Source organism: Mycobacterium sp. (genome assembly GCF_035697385.1).
In the GTDB taxonomy this organism is placed as follows: Bacteria; Actinomycetota; Actinomycetes; order Mycobacteriales; family Mycobacteriaceae; genus Mycobacterium.
Genome location: NZ_DASSCY010000163.1, coordinates 1 through 22,359 on the forward strand (window position 1 = coordinate 1; position 22,359 = coordinate 22,359).

21 protein-coding genes are annotated in these 22,359 nt (G+C 65.4%); 6 read left to right on the forward strand and 15 right to left on the reverse strand.

Translation table 11 applies throughout. From position 1 onward, the window contains the following. Positions 1-1,657: CaiB/BaiF CoA-transferase family protein (locus tag VFH65_RS13555; RefSeq protein ID WP_353322203.1), on the forward strand; the 1,657-nt coding region annotated here is incomplete at its 5' end. Between the two features lie 5 nt (positions 1,658-1,662). Next, a complete protein-coding gene (locus tag VFH65_RS13560) occupies positions 1,663-3,132 on the forward strand; it encodes an acetyl-CoA acetyltransferase (protein WP_353322223.1) in 1,470 nt (489 codons plus the stop codon). Between the two features lie 8 nt (positions 3,133-3,140). Here the strand turns inward: VFH65_RS13560 and VFH65_RS13565 are convergent, their stop codons facing one another. Then, a complete protein-coding gene (locus tag VFH65_RS13565; protein WP_353322204.1) occupies positions 3,141-3,929 on the reverse strand; it encodes an SDR family NAD(P)-dependent oxidoreductase in 789 nt (262 codons plus the stop codon). An 85-nt stretch (positions 3,930-4,014) separates the two neighbouring features. Between VFH65_RS13565 and dctA the strand changes: the two genes are divergently transcribed. Beyond that, the gene (gene dctA, locus VFH65_RS13570) at positions 4,015-5,373 is read left to right on the forward strand and encodes a C4-dicarboxylate transporter DctA (RefSeq protein WP_353322205.1); all 1,359 of its coding nucleotides are present in this window, start codon (positions 4,015-4,017) and stop codon (positions 5,371-5,373) included. A gap of 4 nt (positions 5,374-5,377) precedes the next feature. Then, positions 5,378-5,722, forward strand: coding sequence for a hypothetical protein (locus VFH65_RS13575; protein WP_353322206.1), 345 nt, complete (start codon positions 5,378-5,380; stop codon positions 5,720-5,722). Here VFH65_RS13575 and VFH65_RS13580 read toward each other — a convergent pair. The 4 genes from VFH65_RS13580 to VFH65_RS13595 are packed head-to-tail and all read right to left on the reverse strand — an operon-like array spanning position 5,719 to position 8,917. After that, a complete protein-coding gene (locus tag VFH65_RS13580) occupies positions 5,719-6,285 on the reverse strand; it encodes a hypothetical protein (protein WP_414688408.1) in 567 nt (188 codons plus the stop codon). The two genes, VFH65_RS13575 and VFH65_RS13580, sit on opposite strands and share 4 nt — an antisense overlap. Continuing rightward, complete coding sequence (locus tag VFH65_RS13585; protein ID WP_353322208.1) at positions 6,285-7,520, reverse strand: NAD(P)/FAD-dependent oxidoreductase; 1,236 nt, start codon at positions 7,518-7,520, stop codon at positions 6,285-6,287. Before VFH65_RS13585 ends, VFH65_RS13580 begins: the two co-directional genes overlap by 1 nt. A 33-nt stretch (positions 7,521-7,553) precedes the next feature. After that, entirely contained in the window at positions 7,554-8,288 is a 735-nt protein-coding gene (locus VFH65_RS13590) for a DUF72 domain-containing protein (protein ID WP_353322209.1), read from the reverse strand. Next, complete coding sequence (locus VFH65_RS13595) at positions 8,285-8,917, reverse strand: endonuclease (RefSeq protein WP_353322210.1); 633 nt, start codon at positions 8,915-8,917, stop codon at positions 8,285-8,287. Before VFH65_RS13595 ends, VFH65_RS13590 begins: the two co-directional genes overlap by 4 nt. 93 nt (positions 8,918-9,010) lie before the next feature. Between VFH65_RS13595 and VFH65_RS13600 the strand changes: the two genes are divergently transcribed. Beyond that, complete coding sequence (locus VFH65_RS13600; RefSeq protein ID WP_353322211.1) at positions 9,011-9,349, forward strand: VOC family protein; 339 nt, start codon at positions 9,011-9,013, stop codon at positions 9,347-9,349. 3 nt (positions 9,350-9,352) lie between these two features. Here VFH65_RS13600 and VFH65_RS13605 read toward each other — a convergent pair whose 3' ends face one another. From VFH65_RS13605 to VFH65_RS13635, 7 genes are all read right to left on the reverse strand, one after another. Then, positions 9,353-9,685, reverse strand: a complete 333-nt coding sequence (locus tag VFH65_RS13605; protein ID WP_353322212.1) for a TfoX/Sxy family protein — start codon at positions 9,683-9,685, stop codon at positions 9,353-9,355. Between the two features lie 29 nt (positions 9,686-9,714). After that, positions 9,715-9,894: a hypothetical protein gene (locus tag VFH65_RS13610; protein WP_353322213.1), complete on the reverse strand. Its 180-nt coding sequence runs from the start codon at positions 9,892-9,894 to the stop codon at positions 9,715-9,717. Between the two features lie 99 nt (positions 9,895-9,993). Then, positions 9,994-12,345, reverse strand: coding sequence for an endopeptidase La (lon, locus tag VFH65_RS13615; protein WP_353322214.1), 2,352 nt, complete (start codon positions 12,343-12,345; stop codon positions 9,994-9,996). A 277-nt stretch (positions 12,346-12,622) separates the two neighbouring features. After that, positions 12,623-13,627: an esterase family protein gene (locus VFH65_RS13620; protein WP_353322215.1), complete on the reverse strand. Its 1,005-nt coding sequence runs from the start codon at positions 13,625-13,627 to the stop codon at positions 12,623-12,625. A gap of 202 nt (positions 13,628-13,829) precedes the next feature. Beyond that, entirely contained in the window at positions 13,830-15,074 is a 1,245-nt protein-coding gene (locus VFH65_RS13625; RefSeq protein WP_353322216.1) for an alpha-hydroxy acid oxidase, read from the reverse strand. 12 nt (positions 15,075-15,086) lie between these two features. Beyond that, complete coding sequence (locus VFH65_RS13630; RefSeq protein ID WP_353322217.1) at positions 15,087-16,487, reverse strand: mechanosensitive ion channel family protein; 1,401 nt, start codon at positions 16,485-16,487, stop codon at positions 15,087-15,089. Further along, positions 16,484-18,658, reverse strand: a complete 2,175-nt coding sequence (locus tag VFH65_RS13635) for an adenylate/guanylate cyclase domain-containing protein (RefSeq protein ID WP_353322218.1) — start codon at positions 18,656-18,658, stop codon at positions 16,484-16,486. The genes VFH65_RS13630 and VFH65_RS13635 overlap by 4 nt, the downstream gene beginning before the upstream one ends. A 44-nt stretch (positions 18,659-18,702) precedes the next feature. Between VFH65_RS13635 and VFH65_RS13640 the strand changes: the two genes are divergently transcribed. After that, positions 18,703-19,149, forward strand: a complete 447-nt coding sequence (locus VFH65_RS13640) for a DUF1810 domain-containing protein (RefSeq protein ID WP_353322219.1) — start codon at positions 18,703-18,705, stop codon at positions 19,147-19,149. A gap of 3 nt (positions 19,150-19,152) precedes the next feature. Here the strand turns inward: VFH65_RS13640 and VFH65_RS13645 are convergent, their stop codons facing one another. The 3 genes from VFH65_RS13645 to VFH65_RS13655 all read right to left on the reverse strand — a co-directional run. Further along, entirely contained in the window at positions 19,153-20,427 is a 1,275-nt protein-coding gene (locus VFH65_RS13645) for an alpha-amylase family protein (protein WP_353322220.1), read from the reverse strand. Next, the gene (locus VFH65_RS13650) at positions 20,424-20,903 is read right to left on the reverse strand and encodes a nucleoside deaminase (RefSeq protein ID WP_353322221.1); all 480 of its coding nucleotides are present in this window, start codon (positions 20,901-20,903) and stop codon (positions 20,424-20,426) included. Before VFH65_RS13650 ends, VFH65_RS13645 begins: the two co-directional genes overlap by 4 nt. 20 nt (positions 20,904-20,923) lie before the next feature. Beyond that, positions 20,924-22,359 (reverse strand): hypothetical protein (locus VFH65_RS13655; protein ID WP_353322222.1); only part of this gene is annotated, 1,436 nt, incomplete at its 5' end.

Consider the following 22,359-nt stretch of genomic DNA (forward strand, 5'->3'; position numbering starts at 1 on the left):
TCAGCACATATATCCGATCTTTGGTTGCAAGGACGGTTACGTCCGGATCTGTCTGCTGTCGGCACGCCAATGGCGCGGTATGAGGGCATGGCTTGGTGAGCCCGAGCAGTTCGCCGACCCGCGCTACGACACGATCGCAGCGCGCTATGGCGCATCACGAGAACTCAACGCCATCATCGCCGAATTTTTCGCCCCGCAGACGATGGCCGCCTTGGTGGCCGACGGGCAAGCGCGAGGAGTGCCGATTGCGGCGGTGCTCACGCCGGCCGAAGCGTTGACATCCGAGCATTTTCACGCCGTCGGCGCTTTGACCGATGCGGAAATCGTGAATGGCGCATGCGTCACCGTGCCCGTGGGGCCGTTCGTGGTCGACGGCCACCGTGCCGGTTTCCAGCGCACCGCGCAGTCGGCAGGCGCCGACGAACCATCCTGGGCCAGAGCACGATCCGCCCCGGCTACCGTCGAGGATGCTTTGGCTCACCAACGGCCCTTCGAGGGACTGCGCATCCTCGACCTCGGTGTCATCGTTGCCGGCGGCGAGCTTGGCCGGTTGTTCGCCGACCTGGGTGCCGAGGTCATCAAGATCGAGAGCGCGGCGTACCCCGACGGCCTTCGCCAAACGCCACCAGGCCAGGCGATGAGCAGGTCGTGGGCATTGACGCATCGCAACTCCTACAGCCTCGGCCTCGATTTGCGCCAGCCCGCCGGCGCAGAGATATTTGGCCGCCTGGTGGCCGGTGCCGACGCGGTCTTTGCGAACTTCAAGCCGGGAACCCTTGCTTCTCTTGGGTTTTCGTTCGAGCGGTTGCGGGAGATCAATCCGAGGATCGTGCTTGCGGAAAGCAGCGCGTTCGGGGCGGCAGGCCCGTGGAGCGCGCGGATGGGCTACGGCCCGCTGGTGCGCGCGACCACCGGCGTCACCCGCCTGTGGACCTCAGAGGACGCCGAAGACGGCAGTTTCTATGATGCCACCACGATCTTCCCTGACCATGTCGTCGCACGGATCACCGCGATCGCCGCACTCGCCGCGCTGATCGGTCGCGACGGCACAGGAACCAGTGCACACGTGCACATTTCCCAAGCGGAAGCCGCCATGAACCAGCTTGCCACCGCCTACGTCGCCGAAGCCGCCCGCGCCGCACGGCTACCGTTGGCCGATGACACCGCCCTGCATGCGGTGTATCCGTGTGCGGGTGAGGACGAATGGTGCGTCATCTCGTTGCGCTCCGACGACGACCGTGCCAACCTCGCAGCTGCGATGGGCTCCGACGAACTTCCGCACGACCGCGCGGACCTCATCGCTGTGGTGTCGCAGTGGACGGCCACGCAAGACAAATCCGCCGTCACGGACATCCTCCAGCGCGCCGGTGTGCCCGCCGCGCCGATGAACCGGGCCGTCGACGTGCTGGCCGACCCACAGGTCAGGTTCCGAAAGCTGTTCACCGACATGACGCATCCGCTCTTCGACGCGCCGATGCCCAGTGAGACCGGGCCCGCACCGTTCACCAACATTCCGCCTGCCGAGTTTCGGCCGGCGCCGATGCCCGGCCAGCACACCCGCGAGGTATGCCAGAAGGTCCTCGCCATGGGCCCCGAGGAGATCGACCGCCTGATCGCCGAGGGAGTCTTGTTCACACACGACCGGAGACCATCTTGAGCAATATCGACCCTCGGACACCGGTGCTCATCGGCTACGGCCAGGTGAATCAACACGACGATCATCCCGGCGTCGAACCTGTCGACCTGATGGTGGCCGCGGCCCGCGCCGCCGCCGACCCACGAGTCCTCGAGGCCGTCGACTTCGTGCGGGTGGTCAATCTGTTGTCCTGGCGCTATCGCGACCCCGGCCTGCTGCTCGCTGGGCGCATCCGCGCCAAAGACGCCGCCACCCGCTACACCGGCATCGGCGGCAACGTTCCGCAATCACTGGTCAACCAGGCCTGCCTGGACATCCAGGCCGGGCGCGCCGACGTGGTCATGATCGCAGGCGCCGAAACATGGCGCACCCGAACACGATTGCGTGCCGGCGGCGCCAAACCCGACTGGACGAAACAGGATGACTCGGTGCCGATGGCCGACGGCGCCGACGAAGGCGTGCCGATGGCGGGGCCTGCCGAAATCCGAATCCACCTGGACCGGCCCGCCTACGTGTATCCGATGTTCGAGCAGGCGTTGCGCATCGCGAAGGGGGAGACCTCCGACGAGCACCGACGCTTCATCGGCGAGCTGTGGTCGCAGTTCAGCGCAGTGGCCGCGAAGAACCCGCACGCCTGGAGCCGAGACCCGTTGCCAGCCGAGCAGATCTGGCAGCCGGGGCCGAAGAACCGGATGATCAGCTGGCCCTACACCAAGCTGATGAATTCCAACAACATGGTCGATCAGGGCGCCGCCCTGATCCTCGCGTCGGCGGACAAGGCCACCTATCTTCAGATCCCTTCTGAACGTTGGGTTTTCCCATACGCGGGAACCGACTCTCATGACACCTACGCGATCGGTGAGCGTGCCGAGTTCCATCGGTCGCCTGCGATCCGGATCGCCGGCAAGCGGGTGCTGGAGCTCGCCGGCGTAGGCCTTGACGATGTCGAACTGATCGATATCTACTCGTGCTTCCCGTCTGCGGTGCAGGTGGCCGCCAATGAGCTGGGCCTGCCAGTCGGCGATCCTGGCCGACCGCTCACCGTCACAGGAGGGCTGACTTTCGCCGGCGGTCCATGGAACAACTACGTCAGCCACTCCATCGCGACGATGGCCGAGCGGCTGGTCGCCAACCCCGGCCAGCGCGGCTTGATCACAGCCAACGGCGGCTATCTCACCAAGCACAGCTTCGGCGTATACGGCACTGAGCCGCCAACGCATGAATTCCGCTGGGAGGACGTCCAATCCATCGTCGACCGCGAACCGACGCGCGCTGCGGTTGTGGAATGGTCTGGGGTCGGCACAGTCGAGTCGTGGACCACGCCGTTCGGCCGGACCGGAAGCCCAGAGAAGGTGTTCCTCGCGGTCCGCACGCCCGACGACTCGCGGGCGCTCGCACTGATCACCGATCCATCGGAAGCCGAGGTCACGGTGCGCGACGACATCGCAGGAGCGAAGGTGCATGTGAACGCCGACGGCACCGCGACCCTGCGGTAGCCGCGCCGCTAACCGAGGTCGGCCAGCAGCCCGCCCACCCGTTGCCGTACAACGGTTTCGGTGCCCGGACCGACGATGGCGTGCACCCGCCCCGCTTCGATGGCCTCGATCGCCGCTTCCGCGACCATCGCGGGTTTCATCGCGCCCTCCGGCATTCTGCCGGCGGCGGTCGTCGCGGCTCCCGCAGGCACCAATGACGCCGAATTCGTGCCAAGCGCGGTGTCAACCAATCCGGGACACAGCACGGTTGCCCCTAAATCCGCTGAGATAGCGCGCAATTCGGCGTTCAATGTTTCCGTCAACCCGACGACCGCATGCATGGTCGCGTTGTAGGGTGCCAGCGTCGGCAGCGGCATCAGGCCACCGGCGGACGCGGTGTTCAGGAAGTGGCCCGAGCCCTGGGCGATGAACATCGGCGAGAACGTCCGCACCCCGTGTACAACGCCCATCAGCTTGACGTCGATCAGCCACCGCCACGTCTCGAGCCGCTGTTCCCAGACCGGTGATTGCTCACACACGACGCCCGCGTTGTTGCACACCAGGTCGATGCGACCGAACCGTTCGACCGTTTCGTCGGCCAGCGCGTCCACGTCGGCGTCGACGCTGACGTCAGCCCGCACGCCCGCGACCCGTCCAGGGCGCCCGGACAGGGCGTCGACGGCGATGGGGATCGCGTCCTCACGGATGTCGGCGATCATCACGTCGACGCCGCGACCCACCAACTCCTCCGCAAGCGCGAACCCGATGCCGCTGGTGCCACCCGTGACCACGGCGACCTGACCCGACTCGATCTTCATTCACTCCCGCCTCCTGCGCCTGGTGTAGCAGCGCGGTTACATGGTCCTCATCGTTACGACACATCGTGTCGCTTACGTGTTGCCAATGACAGACGTTGCCATACCCGAGGCCACCGAAGCCCCGCCCAAGCGGTGGTACTCCTCGCTGTTCGTCCAGCTGCTGATCGCGATCGTCGCAGGCATCGCCGTCGGCTGGTTGTGGCCCGGCTTCGGCGCCGACCTCAAACCACTGGCCGACGGCTTCATCAAGCTGATCAAGATGCTGATCGCGCCGATCATCTTCTGCACGGTGGTGATCGGCATCGCCCACGTCGGCGACCTGAAGTCGGTCGGCCGGATCGGGATCAAGGCGCTGATCTACTTCGAGGTGGTGACCACCTTCGCGCTGCTGTTCGGCTTGGTGATCGGCAACCTCGTCAAGCCGGGCGCGGGCTTCAACATCGACCCACAGACGCTGGCGACCGGCGCCGAGGCGGTGGCCAAGAAAACCGGGGAAGGGGAGCTGCCGCACACCGTCGAGTTCCTTCTCAACATCATTCCGACGTCGGTGATCTCCGCATTCGCCGAGAACATGCTGCTGCAGGTGTTGTTCTTCGCGGTGCTGTTCGGCCTGGCGCTGGCGAAGTTCGGTGAGCACGGCCCGCCGGTGATCTTCGAGTTCATCGAGCACCTCAGCGATATCTTCTTCACCATCATCGGCTGGATCATGCGGCTGGCACCGGTGGCCGCGTTCGGTGCGATGGCCTACATCATCGGCCAGTACGGCATCGCGTCGCTGGGCAGCTACGCCAAGCTGATCGCCGCCTGCTATGTCGGGGCGGCGATGTTCATCCTGATCCTCGCGGCCATCGCGCGATTCCTCGCCGGGGTCAGCCTCTGGCGATTCGTCATCTACATCAAGGATGAGCTGTTCCTGGCCTTGGGTACCGCCTCCACCGAAGTGGTGCTGCCGCGCGTCATGGCGAAGTTGATCAACGCCGGGTGTTCGCGCACCACAACGGGTTTGGTCGTACCCACCGGGTACTCGTTCAACCTGGACGGCGCGACGCTGTACCTGTCGATCTGCGTGTTGTTCCTGGCGCAGGCCCTTGGTGTGGATCTGAGCCTGGGCGAGCAGATCACCGCTGTGTTGGTGTTGATGCTGACGTCGAAGGGCATGGCGGGGGTGCCCGGTTCGTCGTTCCTGGCGCTGTCGGCGACGGTTGCGGCAATCGGGCACGGGGCGATCCCGGTGGCGGCGGTCGCGCTGCTGCTGGGTGCCGACCGGATCATGGACTCGATGCGGGTGTCGGTCAACCTGCTGGGCAACTGCGTCGCGACGTTGGTGGTGGCCCGGTGGGAAGGCCAGCTCGACGCTGACCGGATGCGGAAGGTATTGCGCGGCGAGCAGGTTGACCCGCTCGACGATGAGGCCGAACCGCAGAAGGAACCCGCGCTACGGTAAACCCGTGGGCTTGCGGACCGTTGGGCTGCTGCTGGGGCTGTGGTGTGTGCTGGCGATCGCCCCGGCGTTCGTCATCGCGGTGTTCATGGGAGTGGACACCGCAGACCCGTCCGCGACCGTGCTACTCGTCTGGATCGGCGGATACCTGGCGCAGATCGGTGTGTTCCTCGTGATCACGATGAAGACCGGCAGCGGAAGCTTTGCCGGCTGGTTGATCGCCTCGCTGGTGCCGTGGACGGCGAACTGGGTGGCGCCGATGTCGCCGTGGTGGCTGATCGCCTGCGCGGCCGTCGTCGTGGGCTACTCGTTGTGGTTCTACCGGTCGCTGACCCACGGCGTCATCAGCTAGGGCGCTGCGGGGGGAACATCGGTGTACTGCAGCGTGTACCCCTCCGCGGAGAAGGTGAAGCCCTTGCTGGTGAACTCGCTCAAGCAGGACACCCCGGATTCCTGCACGTTGCAGCGGAATCCGGCAGCCGCCAAGATCCTGTTGAACGGCAGCGTGTTCGCGGGACCGGGGTCAAGCGCGAACTCGGGTTGCTCGAGCGACACGAAGCGTGGGTCGCCCTCGCGCTCGACAACGATCGCGTTCACTGCATCCGGTTCGCCGTCGACGCCAAGGCCGGAAGCCCAGCTGTTCGCCGACTGGCATCCGGCCTTGGCACGCGGGAAGATTGCGCATCTCCATTTGCCGCTTGGAGTGGTGAAGTAGTAGCCCGCGCTGCCGTTTACGTGTGCGACGTACTCGAAGGCGTCAACGAGGTGGACATTGCTCGGCGGCGGCGACGGGGCAGCCGACGCGGCGGGCGTTTCGGGATGCACACGCGGTTCGCCGGTGTTGACCACCCGCTGTCCCGAACAGCCGGCGGCCAGGAACGCGACGCCCAGTACCGCAGCCGTAGGTCGAGAGATCAACCGGAACCCAATTCGCTCAATGACTGCTGCGGGTCGGCAAGTCGGTCCGGGTCAACTGGGTTGCGGGAGCGGATCAGCGATTTGATGTCGTCGAGCCCTTCCCAGATGTTGACGTTCATCCCGGCGAGTACCCGGTTGTCGCGGTCAAGCCAGAACACCACGAACTCCCGGCCGTCCACGTCACCGCGGAACACCACCCGGTCATAGTCGGGTGCGTGTCCGACGTACTCCATTCCGAGGTCGTATTGATCGGTGAAGAAGTAGGGGAGTTCGGTGTATTCGCCAGGCTTGCCCAGCATTCCGTCCGCAGCGACGGCGGGCTGTTTCAGCGCATTCGCCCAGTGTTCGGTGCGGATGCGCACGCCGAACAAAGGATGTTCGGCGGCAGCGATGTCGCCGACGGCGAAGATGTCCGGGTCGCTGGTGCGCAGTGAGGAGTCGACCAGTACGCCACCGTTGCCGGTGGCCAGCCCGGCGTGCTCGGCGAGAGCCGTGTTCGGTGATGCACCCACCGCGACGAGCACGTGGTCGGCGCCGACGGTGGAGCCGTCGCCCAGTTTCAATCCGGTCGCTTTGCCGTCGGACGTCGTGATCTCGTCGACTGTCGCGCCGAGTCGGAGGTCGACACCGTGGTCGCGGTGCAGGCGCGCGAAGACCGCACCGACCTCGTGGCCGAGCGCCGTCTGCAGCGGGACGTCGGTGGCCTCGACGACAGTGACGGCCACGCCGTGCTCCCGGGCGCCAGCGGCGACTTCGAGGCCGATCCAGCCGGCGCCGACGACCGCAAGAGACGATCCCTCGACCAGTGACGCGCGCAGAGCTGCGGCGTCATCGATGGTGCGTAGATAGTGCACGTTCTTGGCGTCGGAGCCGGGAATGGGAGGCCGGCGCGATTGCGAGCCGGTGGCCAGCAGCAGCTTGTCGTAGCGCACGGTGGTGCCGTCGGGCATCGACAGGGTGTGGGCGCGGGGGTCGACGGCCGACACCTCGGTGCCCAGCTGCAATTCGATGTGGTGATCGCGATACCAGGCCGACGCGGCGACGGTGAAGTCGCCGAGCTCCTTCTTGTCGGCCATGAACTCTTTCGACAGCGGTGGACGTTCGTAGGGCAGGTGCTCCTCCGCGGCGAACAACACGATGTGGCCGTCGAAATCCTTGTCCCGCAATGCTTCTGCGGCCTTGGCGCCAGCGAGGCCGCCACCGACGATGGCGAATGTAGACGACGTTGTCATGTCTGCTGAGCGTACTCGCACCCGGGTTGCGCTTCAGCCGACCCGCGCTGACAGCAGCTCCTTGAGCTTTCGCGCATTGTGGATCGCGTGCCCGCCGAGATCGTTGTTGAAGTAGACGAGAACCCGCCGGCCTTCTGCATGCCATTCGGCCGCCCGATCGGCCCACTGGCGCAACTCTTTGGCGGGATAAGAGCCGTGATACATCGAGTCCTGGTCGGGTCCGTGCATCCGCACGTACACCAGATCGGCGGTGGCACGCGGAATCGTCGCCACCTTGGCGCCGCTCATGACCACGTAAGCGGCGTGGTGTCGCTCCAGCATGGCGTAGACGGCGGGGTCGTCCCAGGACGGGTGGCGCAGTTCCATGGCCACCGGAATCCAGTCGGGCATCACGGTCAAGAAGTGATCCAGCCGCGCATCGTCGCGTTCCATCGCCGGATGCACCTGTACCAGTAGCGCCTCACGGCGGTCGCCGAGTGCGGCCCAGCACCGCTCGAATCTCTCGACCCAAGGTTCGGGTGTGCCGAGCCGCCGATAATGGGTCAGCCCGCGATGCGCCTTCACCGACATGGTGAACCCTGCGGGTAGCCGCTCCCGCCACCCCGCGAAGGTGGCGTCCTTGGGCCACCGGTAGAAGCTTGCGTTGAGCTCGACGGTGTCGAACTCCTCGACGTAGCGGGCCAGCCGCTTGGCCACCGGTAACCCCGGCCGGTACAGCACGTCTGCCCAGTGGTCGTATGACCATCCCGATGTGCCGATGCGGATCATGTCGACGACACCTCGTCGCGCAACTCGTCATCGAGCGAGACCCTGACCAGTGCGGCGGCCAGTCTCGCGTTGTCGCGTGGCGCGAGAGCGCCGAGCTTGTCAGGGGTCGCGGGTAGGTCGAGCTGTCGCGCTGCGCCGATCGCGCGCTTGTCGAAGTACGGCCGAACCCACGTCCAGACATCCTGGATCTCGCGCAGGAAAATGTCGGCGCCGGTGTCGCCAATTCCGTTGAACTGCTTGAGGAGACGCGAGGTCGACTTGACGTCGCCAGTGGAAAGCTTGCGCAGATCCCCGCCGTACTCGTCGCGAACCGCTGCGGCGATGTCGGCCAGCCTGATCGCCGAGCTTTCGTCGTAGCGGACGTAGTGGGCGCGGCCGAACGCCCGGATCATGGTGGCGCGGTCGGCCTTCAGCACGGCGTGCGGTGTGCGTAGGCCGGCACGGAACAGCTCGTGTGCGGCGCGCGTCGCGATCGTCGCGTCGATCGGCTTGCTGGCCAGCATGCACAGTGTCAGCAGCTGAAATAGCGGCATCGGCTGGTCCTTCAGCCGGATGCCCGCCTCCTGTGCATAGGTGGTGCCTGCCTGCTGCAGAAGGCGTCGGACCAGCTCCTTCGATGAATCCGCCATTTGTTCCTGCGTACCCGGCTGCGCGACGAGAAAACGTGTCGGTGGGTGCGTCTATAAACGACCTGGCAAGGCCGTCAAGTGAGGGAGACACCAATGTCCAATGTTGTGAACTACTTCGAGATCGGCACACCCGACGCGGGTGCGACGAAAGCCTTCTATGGGCAGCTGTTCGACTGGAAGATCGACGACCCGTCGAACGGGTACGGGATGGTCGACGGGGACAAGGGCGGTGTCTGGGACACCGCGGAGATGGGCGGCGCGTCGTGGGCGATCTTCTACGTCCAGGTGGACGACGTGAAGGCCGCCATCGACAAGGCGGAAGGCCTCGGCGCGAAGGTGGTGGTTCCGTTCACCGACAACGGCGCACTCGAATTCGCCCACCTGCAGGACCCACACGGCAACCGGTTCGGCGTGTGGCGCCCGAAGAGCTGACCGCTACTTAGGCTTTAGGCCTTTCGCGTAGTCGACGCCGCGGGTGACCCAGGACTGAAGCTGCCGTTTCGTCTTCAGGCCATCCGCGGCGACTAGCAGCCAGCCCCGGGTTTCACGGCCGGCCATCACCATCGGTTCGACGTGGTCGCGTGCCAGCTGCTTGGCGGTCTCATCGGGCGGCACCCGCACCATCAGACCGCCGCGGCCGCTGACGGCCACCGACATGTTGCCGTTGATCAGGAAAGCCAGCCCGCCGAACATCCGCTTCTCGTCGACGCCGCGCTCGGTTGCGATGAGTTCGCGAATCCGGTCGGCCAAGTCTTCGTCGTAGGCCATGCGAGCACGTTAACGTGCGCGACCGACATTCAATCCGCGTCGGCGCTGACCGTCCATGACCCGACCCGGTTGTAAGCGGAGTCGTAGATGTCTTGCTTGTCTCCGGGCTCGATGGCGTCGAAGTCCTTCATCGCGCCGCCCCAGTAGCGCAGGATCCTGCTGACCTCGGCTCGCACATCCGAGTCGTCAGGCAGGTTCACGTCGAGCACGAATCTCACAGCGGAGTAGGACCCGCATTCGCTGCTTTTGCACTCAGGGTCGTGACCGTTGCCGAATCACGACCCTGAGTGCAACTTTGCGGCCAGCGCTCAGGCCGCGACGGTGGCGGCTTCTTCGGCAGGCGCCAATGCCAGCGCGACGATCTCCGCGACGTCGGTCATCGGCTTCACGTCCAGCGACTCGAGCACGTTTGCCGGGACATCGTCCAGGTCCGCCTCGTTGCGCTGCGGGATGAAAACCGTTGACAGGCCTGCCCGTTGAGCGGCCAGCAGCTTTTGCTTGACCCCGCCGATGGGCAGCACCCGGCCGTTCAACGTCACCTCGCCGGTCATGCCGACGTCGGAGCGCACCTGACGTCCGGTGGCCATCGAGACCAGTGCGGTCACCATCGTCACACCGGCCGACGGGCCGTCCTTCGGAACCGCGCCCGCTGGCACGTGCACGTGGATGCGACGGTCCAGTGCCTTCGGGTCGACGCCGAGCTCCGACGCATGCGAGCGGACGTAGGACAGCGCGATCTGCGCCGACTCCTTCATCACGTCGCCCAGCTGACCGGTCAGTTGTAGCCCGGCATCGCCGTCGGTCGCCCCTGCCTCGATGTAGAGCACATCGCCGCCAAGGCCCGTCACCGCCAAACCGGTGGCCACGCCCGGCACCGCCGTCCGCTCGGCGGACTCCGGCATGAACCGCGGACGGCCAAGGTAGTCAACGAGATCCGGCTCGTCGATGATGAGGCTGGTCAACGCAATGTTGTCGCCAACTTCGGCTAGTTTTGTTGTTGCCTTTCGCAGCGCCTTGGCCAGTAGCCGCTCGAACTGCCGCACCCCGGGCTCGCGGGTGTAGTCGGCCGCGATCTTGCGCAGTGCGTCTTCGGTGACCGTCACCTCGTCGGAGGTCAGCGCCGCCCTGTCCCGCTGACGCGGTAACAGGAAGTCGCGCGCGATGGCGACCTTGTCGTCTTCGGTGTAGCCGTCGATCTGAACCAGCTCCATGCGGTCCAGCAGTGCCGACGGAATGTTCTCGATGACGTTGGCGGTAGCCAGGAAGACCACATCGGACAGGTCCAGGTCGAGATCGAGGTAGTGGTCGCGGAACGTGTGGTTCTGCGCCGGGTCGAGCACCTCGAGCAAGGCGGCCGATGGGTCACCTCGGTAATCGGAGCCGACCTTGTCGATCTCGTCAAGCAGCACAACGGGATTCATCGATCCCGCTTCGCCGATGGCACGCACGATGCGGCCCGGCAATGCGCCGACGTAGGTCCGCCGGTGTCCGCGGATCTCGGCCTCGTCGCGCACACCACCGAGGGCCACGCGAACGAACTTGCGGCCCAACGCACGGGCCACGCTCTCGCCAAGCGACGTCTTGCCGACGCCGGGCGGACCGGCGAGCACCATCACGGCGCCGGAGCCACGCCCGCCGACCACGGCCATCCCGCGCTGGGCGCGGCGTGCCCGCACGGCCAGGTACTCGACGATGCGATCCTTGACGTCCTCAAGCCCGTGGTGGTCTGCGTCGAGAATGTCGCGCGCCGCCTTCAAGTCCGTGGAGTCCTCGGTGCGGGCGTTCCACGGCAGGTCCAGCACGGTGTCCAGCCAGGTGCGGATCCAGCCGCCCTCCGGGCTCTGCTCGCTGGACCGCTCCAGCTTGCCGACCTCGCGCAGCGCCGCTTCGCGGACCTTCTCCGGCAGATCGGCGGCCTCGATGCGGGCGCGATAGTCGTCGGATCCGTCGGGCTCGCCCTCGCCGAGCTCCTTGCGGATCGCGGCGAGCTGCTGGCGCAGCAGGAATTCCTTCTGCGTCTTCTCCATGCCTTCACGGACGTCTTCGGCGATCTTGTCGTTGACCTCCACCTCGGCGAGGTGGTCGCTGGTCCAGTCGATCAACACTCGCAGCCGCTCGGCGACATCGGGTGTCTCGAGCAGCTGACGCTTCTGCACCTGGGTCAGGTACGACGCGTAACCGGCCATGTCGGCCACCGCCGACGGGTCGGTCAGCTGGTTGACGAAGTCGACGATCTGCCAGGCCTCCCGCCGCTGCAGGTACGCCAGCAGCAGCTTCTTGTACTCGGCGGCCAGCGCGGTCGTCGCCTCGGACACCGGGTTTTCCTCGACCTCGGTCACCTCGACCCAAAGCGCAGCCCCGGGCCCGCTGGCTCCGGCTCCGATATGGGCACGGCCCTCGCCGCGAACGACCGCGGCGGTGCCGCTGCCACCTGCGACCCGGCCGACCTGCACGATCGAGGCCAGCACGCCGTAGGACGGATAGCGATCTTCCAGGCGCGGCGCAATCAGCAGCTTGCCTGACTCGCTGGCCCTGGCAGCGTCGACAGCGGCGCGCGCGGCGTCGTCGAGCTCGATCGGCACCACCATGCCCGGCAGCACGATCGATTCGCTATGGAAAAGGACGGGCACAGCACTCGTCTTCGCATTGGCTTCAGCCATGAATCCTCCAAAGTTCAGTCGAATCGACTCAACCCTCGGGGATATGGGTTTGTTCCCGGCCAACGACCGTGTTCACTCTGCGCGTACGGCGGGGACGTTTTCGCGAGATCAACACCAGGGCTGCGGATCGGACTCGAATCACGACCCTGGTGTAGATCTCGCGAAATGGCCCGACACCTAAAATGTCCGCGCCCCAACGCGCAGACAAAATGCCCCCCGCACAGCAGGGAGCCTGCCGTTCGGGGGTAACGGCAGGCTCCCTGGTTGTGGGTGGTCGCTAGGCGGAGGCCTGAGCCCCCAGAACCCGTTGGACATCGGGCAGCATCTGCTGAACCTGCTGGCCCCAGTAGCCCCAGCTGTGCGTGCCCTGCGGCGGGAAGTTGAACACCCCGTTGCTTCCGCCCGCCGCGATGTAGTTGTCACGGAACGTGACGTTGGTCCGCAACGTGAACCCCTCGAGGAACTGCGCGGCCATCAGGTTCCCGCCGGAGGTACCCGTGTCGAGTTCCGACGGCGTGCCGGTGCCGCAGTAGACCCAGATCCGCGTGTTGTTGGCCACCAGTTGGGCCATGTTGACCATCGGATCGTTGCGCTTCCACGCCGGGTCGGACGACGGGCCCCACATGCTCTCGGCGTTGTAGCCGCCGGCATCGTTCATCGCCAGCCCGATCAGCATCGGCCACCAGCCCTCCGACGGGTTCAAGAACCCCGACAGCGACGCGGCGTAGATGAACTTCTGCGGGTGGTAGATCGAGTACGTCATCGCCGTGCTGCCGGCCATCGAGATGCCGACCACGGCGTTGCCGTTCTGCGACACACCCTTATTGGCTTCCAGCCACGCGGGGAGTTCCTGCGTCAGGAACGTCTCCCACTTGTAGGTGTAGTCCTGGCCGTTGCCCCGCGACGGCTGATACCAGTCGGTGTAGAAACTCGACTGGCCACCCACCGGCATCACCAGTGACAGCCCCGAGCCGTAGTACCACTCGAATGCCGGCGTATTGATGTCCCAGCCGTTGTAATCGTCCTGGGCGCGCAGACCATCGAGCAGATACACGGCGTGCGGTCCGCCGCCCTGGAACTGAATCTTTATGTTGCGGTTCATCGCAGCCGAAAACACATCCAGATACTCGACGGGCAGTCCCGGCCGGGAAAACGCACCAGCAGTCGCCGAACCCCCGACGACGCCGATCAGCCCGGGAAGTGTCGCCGCCGCAACGGCGCCCACCGCCAGCCGACGCAACAGTGTCCTTGCCGAACCTCGGCATTTCTTTATGAACTTCATAACGGCAACCAACCCACCTTTCCTCACATGCCACAAAAGCTATTGCCGTTGCTTTCGTGCGTAATGAAACAGGCCCAGCGGGCAACAGTGGTGGCGCAACGCAGCGTGGCGCGGTCGCGGTTGGCTAACGATTGCGACTCGGCGCGGACTCAGATATCCCGGTTATGCGCTGTGACCTCTGCGAATGGAGTGACAGATGGGACTAGGCGTCGGGGCTCGGTGCGACGCGCCGGAAGCGGTGCAGCTGTGTCACGTGGTGCGGCGTCAACTCGTCCATACTGGTGACACCGAGCAGTCGCATCGTGCGGCTGACCTGCGACGACAGGATTGCGATGGCCCGGTCCACACCCGCCTCGCCGCCTGCCATCAACCCGTACAGGTAGGCCCGGCCAACCAGCGTGAACCGTGCGCCTAGCGCTATCGCGGCCACTACGTCCGCGCCCGACATGATCCCGGTGTCCAGCAAAACCTCCGTGTCCTGGCCGAGCTCACGTGCAACCGTCGGCAGCAGGTGGAAAGGGACGGGTGCACGGTCGAGTTGGCGGCCGCCGTGGTTGGACAGCACGATGCCGTCGACGCCCAGATCGACCACCGCTCTGGCATCCTCAAGCGTCTGAATTCCCTTGACCACCAACTTGTTCGGCCACTGAGCCTTGATCCAGGCCAGGTCGTCGAAGGTGACGGTCGGATCGAACATGGTGTCCAGGTACTCGGCAACCGTTCCGGGCCAGCGGTCCAGCGAGGCGAATGACAGCGGTTCAGTGGTCAGCAGGTCGAACCACCAGCGCGGGCGCGGGACCGCGTCAAGGACGGTCCGCAGCGTCAGCGCCGGCGGTATCGACATTCCGTTGCGGGTGTCGCGCAGCCGTGCGCCAGCGACAGGAACGTCGACCGTGACCAGCAGCGTGTCGTAGCCGGCCGCCGCGGCACGCTCCACCAGTGCCATCGACCGGTCTCGGTCCTTCCACATGTACAGCTGAAACCAGTTGCGGCCGTGCGGGTTAGCGGTCTTGACATCCTCGATCGACGTGGTTCCCAGTGTCGACAGACAAAACGGAATTCCCGCCCGTGCCGCGGCGTGAGCGCCCGCGATCTCACCTTCGGTGTGCATGAGCCGGGTGAAGCCCGTCGGCGCGATGCCGAACGGTAGTGCCACCCGGTCGCCAAGCACGTCGGCGCCGGTGTCCACCTTCGCGACGTCCCGCAGGATGGTCGGGTGAAACTCGATGTCGCGGAACGCCTGCCTGGCACGGCCCAGCGACAGCTCGTCTTCGGCTGCGCCGTCGGTGTAGTCGAACGCCGCTTTCGGAGTGCGGCGCTTGGCAATTCGGCGCAGATCCTCGATGGTCAATGCCGCGTCCAGCCGCCGGGTCGTGAGGTTCAGCCGCGGCTTTCGGAACTGCAGCAGCGGGCCCAGCTCACGGGGGCGGGGCATATGCCGCTTCATCGTGCCCACCGCCTAGTCGCCCGTAGCGGCCAATGCGCGACGGAGGTCTGCCCGCCGTTCCTCGATGGCGTGCCCGATGTCCTGTAGCAGCAACGGCTTCCGCTCGACCAATTGCTCGATGTGTTCACGTTCCACCTGCAATACGGTCACCTCGTCGAGCGCATAGGCCGACGCGGAGACGGGTTCTCGGGTGAGCGCGGTCTGCCCAAGGAAATCGCCCTGCTCGAGAGTACGCACCGGAATGACCGAACCCTCGTCGCCAGTCACCACCAGCCGCACGCGGCCATTGACCACGAACGACATCCGCTTGGGTACCTGACCGGCGAACTGGATGTACTCATCGGTGCCATACCTGGCGAGGCGGACCTGGGGGAGCAGATGCTCCTGATCGGCCTGGTTCAACCGCAGCGTCGGGGCGACGATCCGCAGCGACTCCTGGATTCGTTCCGGTGTGGCGAAGTCGTCCTCGGCTTCGTCGAGGTGCAGTCCTGCGCGCCGCGACGCGTACCAGATCCAGCGCAGGAACATCGATTTGGTGGCGAAGTCGTCGGCAGGCGATCGCAATGGGATCGATGTGTGGTACTGGAGGCCGCCGGCGGCCACGCTTGACGGCGCAGCGTCGGGCCGCAGTTGCGGCAGCGCGCCGGCTACCCGGTTCAGCATCGCGCACACGTCATCGGGCGGGTCGTCGAGCGAGAACAGCGTGGTGACGGTGAGGGAGTGCGCGCCAGGCGGCCTGCTGAAGTTCGTGAACGACGCGGCCGCCAGCACCGAGTTCGGCATGATCTGCAGTCCGCCGCCGGTGTCGATATGCGTTGCACGCCAATTGACTTCTACCACCCGGCCGCGCGCCGACGGGGTTTCGATCCAGTCGCCGAGTTGGAACGGCTGCTCGAAAAGCACCAGCAGGCCGGAGATGATCTGTCCGACGGAGTTCTGCAGGATCAGGCCGAGCACGATCGACGAAACACCGAGCGCGGTGAACAGCCCGCCGACGTGCGCACCCCATATGTAGGCGAAGATCAGGCCGACGCCGATGGCGATCAGTGCGAAGCGCGCGACGTCGAGGAAGATCGACGGAATTCGCTTGCGCCACGTGCCTTCCGGTGCGCCCTGAAACAGCGTGGCGTTAAGACCCGACAGCAGCAGGACCAGGACGACAAACCCGAATACCGTGGCCACGATGCGCACCGGCGTGGCCTCGCCGGACACCTGCATCGCCTGCACCAGCAGAATGAGCAGGGCGCCAAGCGGCAGGATATAGGTGCGCAGCAGATGGACCGGGCGCGCCAGCGAGCTGCCCCGGCGGCGCAATGCGTTCTGTAGCTCGGTGAGTGCGACCAGTGCGATGGGGAAGCCGATGGCTACCCCGATGGCCCAGTAGAACCACGGCGCGTCAAGCACGCTGCTCACGGTTGCCGCTCCGTGAGGCGCCAGATCGGTTGTTCTTCATCGTCGACCGTGATGACACCGACGGAGGTGAAGTTGCGGTTGTCCCGCATCGCCTCGTAGACAGCTGACGTGACGTACACGCCCGGCTGTGGCGAGCCGCTCTGCACCTGATAGGCCAGATTGACCGCCGATCCCCACATGTCGTAGGCGAGCGTCGCGCGCCCGACGAGCCCGCTGCTCACGGTGCCGGTGTCGATGCCGGCACGCAACTTGAGGTCGTGGCCGGTTTCGGCATTGAACCGGTCGACGATGCGCTGCATTTCGATCGCGAAGTCGACGGTGCGCCGCACGTTGTCCAGACGCGGGACGCTCAGCCCGCAGCTGGCGAGGTACCCGTTGTGCAGGGTACGCACCTGTTCGACGCCCAGATTCTCTGCGGCGGCGTCGAATTGGCGAGTCAGCTTATTCACTATCGCCAATAGTTCGTCGGAGCTCAGTTCGGTGGCAAGCTCATCCAGGCCCACGGTATCGGCGAAGACCACCGTGACGTTCTGGTGGTCCTGCGCGATGGTCTCCTCGCCCTCACGGTAGCGCTGCACCACCGGCTCTGGCATCAATGACAACATCAGGCGGTCGTTCTCTCGACGCTGCTCGGTGAGAAGTTCCTCCTTGATCGCGAGGTTGCGGCTCATATCGTTGAATGCAACTGTCAGATCGCCGAATTCGTCTCGAGACTGCACAGGCAACGTGATGTTGTAGTCTCCGGCGCTGATTTGTTGGGCACCGGCTTCGAGCCTGCGGATCGGCCGGACGAACAAACGCGCCAACAGCATCGCGGCGATGCACACCACGAAAATGATGACGACAGTGGACAACACGAGTGTCCTTGTGAACGCCGCGACGGGGGCGAATGCCTCGGCGGTGTCGACCTTGGCGATGATCGACCAGTGCAGCCCGACCAGCTGGCCGGGTGCGTACGCCTGCAGCGTCTCGTGGCCGAGGTAGTCACGTTCGATCAGGGTGCCGGTCTGGCCACGTTGCGCCTGGCGCGACGCCTCGGATGCCACCGGTTGCACCAACGTGGTGCCGCCCTGGCTGATTGACTGATCAGCGACGTCCGGCGGTGTGCCTGCGTCGACCACATCTCGCTTGAACTGCTCGGGGTTCTCGAGGAACAACCGCGAGTCCGACCGCATCAAGTCGTCGGGACCGACCAGAAACGTTTCGCCGGTCTTGCCCATGCCTGCGGCTTCCCACTGTCTGTCTGCCGTCATCAGCCGGTTGATCTTCGATATCGGGAATTGCAGCGCCAGAACGCCTTCCACCCGGCTCTGCGGCCCGACCGGAGATACCAGCCAGGCGGTGGGTTCATCGGCGGGCTGGTAGTCGCTGAAATCGGTGACACCGACGTAGTTGACGACGTTGGAAGCCAACGCCTTCTGGTAAGCGTTTCGCAGTTCACCCTCGCGATAAGGACCAGTGAGAATGTTGGTGCCCAGGTCGACGCCCTTATAGGCGGTGTAGACGACGTTGCCACGGGTGTCGAGCAGCAGCGCATCCTCGAATTCGAACCGCGTGACGATCTCGCGGAAGAAGTCGTTGTACTGGGCGTTCGCGGCCGACCAGGCGCTGCCGTCGCGGGCGTCGTCGAATTTGATCGCCTTGTCCCAGTCGTTGAACGGCGCGGTGTAATGCGCCTGCAGGTATTTCTGTGCGTTCGACGTCGGCAATAGCGCACTGACGTCGACTTGGTCGCCGTTCTGATTCTGCTCGGAGGTGGCGAATTGCTTGTTGTAATAGTCGACGATCGACTGCCATTGCGGCGGGCTGATGGTGGCGGTGTTGAGTTGGTCGAATGCCGGTGCGAACGCCTCGATGGCTCCGATGGCGGTTGATCCGCGCGTGTAGATGATCAGCGAGTCCTTGAGGTCCGAGATCTGGGCCTCGAGTTGCCGGGTCTGCGCCGCGCGGATCTCCGTCAACTGGTCGAACACGGCGGCGCGCAGCGAAGTCCGTCCGGACTGGTAGCCGATGAAACCCACTACGGCCGCCGAGAGGACGCTGGTCACCAGCAACATCACCAGCAGCTTGGACTGGATGCTGATACGGGACAGCGCGCGGCGTCGCAGGCTTCTTGGCTTCGGTGCCGGCTCCGGCTGAATCGGAGTTTCCGGTTCGCTGATCGTCGTCATTGAATCCCGAACACTAGCTTGCGAAACTTGCTAGCGATATGACTGTGGACAAATCGTTGCCACCGAATGACGCAGATCGATATGACCTGCGGCGCTTTCTCGATGCGCAGGACCGCGTCTACGACACCGTGATCGGCGAGCTCCGCAATGGCGCCAAACGCAGCCATTGGATCTGGTTCGTCTTTCCACAGCTGCGTGGATTGGGGCACAGCCCGACCGCGGTGCGGTACGGCATCGCGTCGCTGGAGGAGGCCCGAGCGTATCTGGCGCATGACATCCTCGGGCCTCGCTTGAGGGAGTGCGCGCGGTTGGTTGCGGCCATTGACGGCCGCTCGGCCGACGACATCTTCGGCTGGCCCGACAATCTCAAGGTCCGCTCGTCGATGACCCTGTTCGCGCACGCCACCGACGACAACGCGGACTTTAACGCGGTGCTGGAAAAGTTCTACGGCGGCGAACAGGACCCGGTCACCGTCGACCTGCTGGGGTGATGGTCACCGCGGCGCGATGATCAGCCAGCCGTGCGGCTCGATCTCAGCCCGGCTGAGCGCATCAGGCGGTGGCGCCCCTGACCCCGCGACGATCTGTCCCTCACCGAAGCCAAGTTCGGACAAGGATATTGGCATCGGCTCGTCGCCGAGGTTGAGCGCAACCAGCAGTACGTCGGACCCGCTACGGGTTTGGTAGACGTACTGGCGATTGGTCAGGTGCAGGGGTGAGGTGCGCGCGGTGTGCAGCCATGGATTCCGTCGACGCAGCCCGATGAGGTACTGGTGCAGCCGGAACACATCGTGGCCGCCCTCGTCGACTTTCACAGAAGAGGTGAACTCGGGTCGTACTGCGTCGTCACCGCCGAAGCGCTCCTCTTTGATGCCGCGGTAGGCGAACTCGTCGCCCGCGTACACGCTGGGGGAGCCACCGACCGTCAGCAGGATGACGAGCGCGTGCTCAAGGTGGCGGGCGTTCTCCAGCTTGCTGGCGATCCGGGTGACATCGTGATTGCCGACGAAGGTCATGGGGTTGAATGCGTCGAGAAACTCGTTGTGCCGCACCAGCGCCCAGTCAAGTTCGTGGAAGTTGCCGTCGTTGAGGCTGCTCCAGATCGCTTTCCACAGTTCGTACTGCGTCACCGAGTCGAAGCGCGCGTCGCGAACGTGGGCCGGATAGTCGCCGTGGATGACCTCGCCGACAAACCACGCGTCTGGGAATTCCTGTCGCACCCGGGGGAGCACCTGTGCCCAGAACCGGTCGCGCACCGCGTACGCCGCGTCCAGGCGCCATCCGTCGGCGCCGCGGCGCAGCCAATGCGCCATCACGTCGACGGTGTAGGAAACGACGTCGGGGTCGTCGTGGTTGAGGGCGATCAGCTCGCCGTGTCCCTCAAAGGTGTCAAAGGTATTGCCGCGCTTGCGGAACCACTCCGTGCGCGCGAAGTCCGCGCCGACATGGTTGAAGACCCCGTCGAGCAGCACTCGCAGGCCGCGGCTTCGGGCTTGTCCGATCAGGTGGTCGAAATCCGCATCGTCGCCAAGCCTCGGGTCTATGCGGTAATGGTCGGTGGTGTCGTAGCCGTGGGTGCGCGATGCGAAGATCGGGCCGAGCGCAATGCCGGACGCGCCGAGTTCGATGGCGTGGTCGAGCCATTCGACGATCCGGCGCAGCCGGTGTTCGTCGGCGGTGGGCGGCGGATCGGCCGGGTACGCGCCGACGAAGCCCAGCGGGTAGATCTGCCACCAGATCGCATGCTGGACCCAGGCCGGTTCGCTCATGCCCGAAACTTCGCCTCGTACAGGGCTTTCATGGCGTCTTCGAACTCCGGCGACGGGCCGTCGACCGCGACACGGGGCGCGACCGTGGTGATCGGCAGCGGCGCGACCGGGGGTGGCGGCGATCCCCACTCAGCGAGCCACTGGGTCAACTGCTCTGAGGACGCGGCGAAGACGATGCGGCCCAAGCCGACCCAGGCATGGCCGGCCGAGCACATTGGGCAATGCTCACCGGAGGTGTAGACCGTCGCGCCGGCCCGTTCTTCTGGCGACAGATTGTCGACGGCCCACTGAACGATTGCGAATTCCGGGTGCCGGGTGTGGTCGCCGTCTTTGACGCGGTTGCGGTCCTCGTAAACCGTCGCGCCGTCGCGGTCTACCAGGATTGAACCGAATGGTTCGTCGCCTGCGTCCAGCGCTGCCCGCGCAAGTTCGACGCAGCGGCCCAGACGTTCGAGGTCCTCGTCGATGATCGCCACAGGCCGGAGTCTACGCAGCCTCAGTGCTCGGCGACTTCAAGCCGGCATGCGCACGACGCCACGATCGGCACATCGGCTCGTGCCCTGGCGAGGGAAAGTTGCTGGCCGATGATGTTCGCCTCGTCGGCGCGGCCGAGGCGCTGCAGGCATTCGTGATAACCGTGCAGGCTCCAGACGTTGTTGGGGTGCTGGCAGGCCCGGCTCAGCGTGGGATCAAGGCCCAGATCGGCGGCGTACACCGCGGCGGCCTCTTCGACGTGGTCCTGCTCGAGCAACAACGCGCCGAGGGCGTGCCGGGTCGGGCTCATCCACCCCCACGGCTCGTCGTAGGGGAGCGAATCGTCGAGTTCGATCGCCCTCCGTAGATGGGCGAACGCGTCGTCGAATTGCTCTTCCCGGTAGGCGATTTCACCGTCGAGCATCTCGGCGCCGATCGCGAGGATGTCGCGGACCGTGTTGTTGAACAGGTACCGCGAATCGGGGATGCGGGCGTAGGCCTCGGTGAACGCCTGCCGCTCGGCATGCGCCTGCGACAGCTGTCCCTTGGCGGCGTGCGCGATACCGCGGCCGTAGTGCACAGTCGCCGCGGTGCTGCAATACAGTTCGAGATTGGCGGGCAGCGTCTCGGCGATCAATTCGTCCCACCGACCGAACCGGACGAGCACGTGAATTCGCAAGGGCACGAAGGCTTCCAGCCAGTCGGCCATTGGCGGAGATTCAATGGCCAGCAGCTCGGGGGTGAGCTGGCCGGTGAGCTCGGCCGCGGCGTCGAGCGCGATCTGCGAACTGCCTTCGAACATCGCCGAATACACCACGAAATGCAGGTTGTGTGCGCGGTACAGCGAGTAGAAGTTCAATGGGCCTTCGCGTTCGACGAATCGTCGATCGACTTGCACGGCAGACAGATTCGACACCACCGAGTCGCGGTAGTTGCCGCACAACACGTCGATATGGCTCGGCATGTGCCGCAGATGGCCGGCGTCGGGCACCAGATTGCGTAACAGATCCGCCGCAGGCAGCGCGTCCTGCGGCGTGGCCGACATCTCCATGGTGTGCAGATATAGATGCAGCACACCCGGATGGGCGCTTCCGGCGGCGGTGGCCAGCTCGTCATCGAGGATCCGCTTGGCCTCCACCACCCGCGAACCAGGCGCCGGGTCACCTGTCCTGATGTCCCACAGCGCCCAGGCCGTGAGGTTGACGAGCGCGTCCGCGGCAAGCGCCTGCACGTCGACGTCGTCGGGATACACCTCGGCCAGCGCCGCCATCGCATCGGCGTATGCGGCGTGCCCGGCCTGCAGCTGCTCGGGGTCGTCCGGGTCATCCGGGTAACGCTGCTGCAGCGCCTCGACCAGCCCGCGTTCGACGGCCGACGCGCGGCCATTGACGGCAAGGCCGAGCTCCATGCGCGCCCGGGCCAACGACGCGGCGAGATCGACCGGATCGAATGCCTCCC

What these genes read in the sequence shown, in the direction of transcription:
- VFH65_RS13605 (WP_353322212.1), bottom strand. Translation starts at nt 9,685, where the DNA reads ATGGCCTACGACGAAGACTTGGCCGACCGGATTCGCGAACTCATCGCA.
- dctA (WP_353322205.1), top strand. Translation starts at nt 4,015, where the DNA reads ATGACAGACGTTGCCATACCCGAGGCCACCGAAGCCCCGCCCAAGCGG.
- VFH65_RS13635 (WP_353322218.1), bottom strand. Translation starts at nt 18,658, where the DNA reads ATGACGACGATCAGCGAACCGGAAACTCCGATTCAGCCGGAGCCGGCA.
- VFH65_RS13585 (WP_353322208.1), bottom strand. Translation starts at nt 7,520, where the DNA reads ATGACAACGTCGTCTACATTCGCCATCGTCGGTGGCGGCCTCGCTGGC.
- VFH65_RS13595 (WP_353322210.1), bottom strand. Translation starts at nt 8,917, where the DNA reads ATGGCGGATTCATCGAAGGAGCTGGTCCGACGCCTTCTGCAGCAGGCA.
- VFH65_RS13645 (WP_353322220.1), bottom strand. Translation starts at nt 20,427, where the DNA reads ATGAGCGAACCGGCCTGGGTCCAGCATGCGATCTGGTGGCAGATCTAC.
- VFH65_RS13565 (WP_353322204.1), bottom strand. Translation starts at nt 3,929, where the DNA reads ATGAAGATCGAGTCGGGTCAGGTCGCCGTGGTCACGGGTGGCACCAGC.
- VFH65_RS13625 (WP_353322216.1), bottom strand. Translation starts at nt 15,074, where the DNA reads ATGAAGCGGCATATGCCCCGCCCCCGTGAGCTGGGCCCGCTGCTGCAG.
- lon (WP_353322214.1), bottom strand. Translation starts at nt 12,345, where the DNA reads ATGGCTGAAGCCAATGCGAAGACGAGTGCTGTGCCCGTCCTTTTCCAT.
- VFH65_RS13620 (WP_353322215.1), bottom strand. Translation starts at nt 13,627, where the DNA reads ATGAAGTTCATAAAGAAATGCCGAGGTTCGGCAAGGACACTGTTGCGT.
- VFH65_RS13600 (WP_353322211.1), top strand. Translation starts at nt 9,011, where the DNA reads ATGTCCAATGTTGTGAACTACTTCGAGATCGGCACACCCGACGCGGGT.
- VFH65_RS13590 (WP_353322209.1), bottom strand. Translation starts at nt 8,288, where the DNA reads ATGATCCGCATCGGCACATCGGGATGGTCATACGACCACTGGGCAGAC.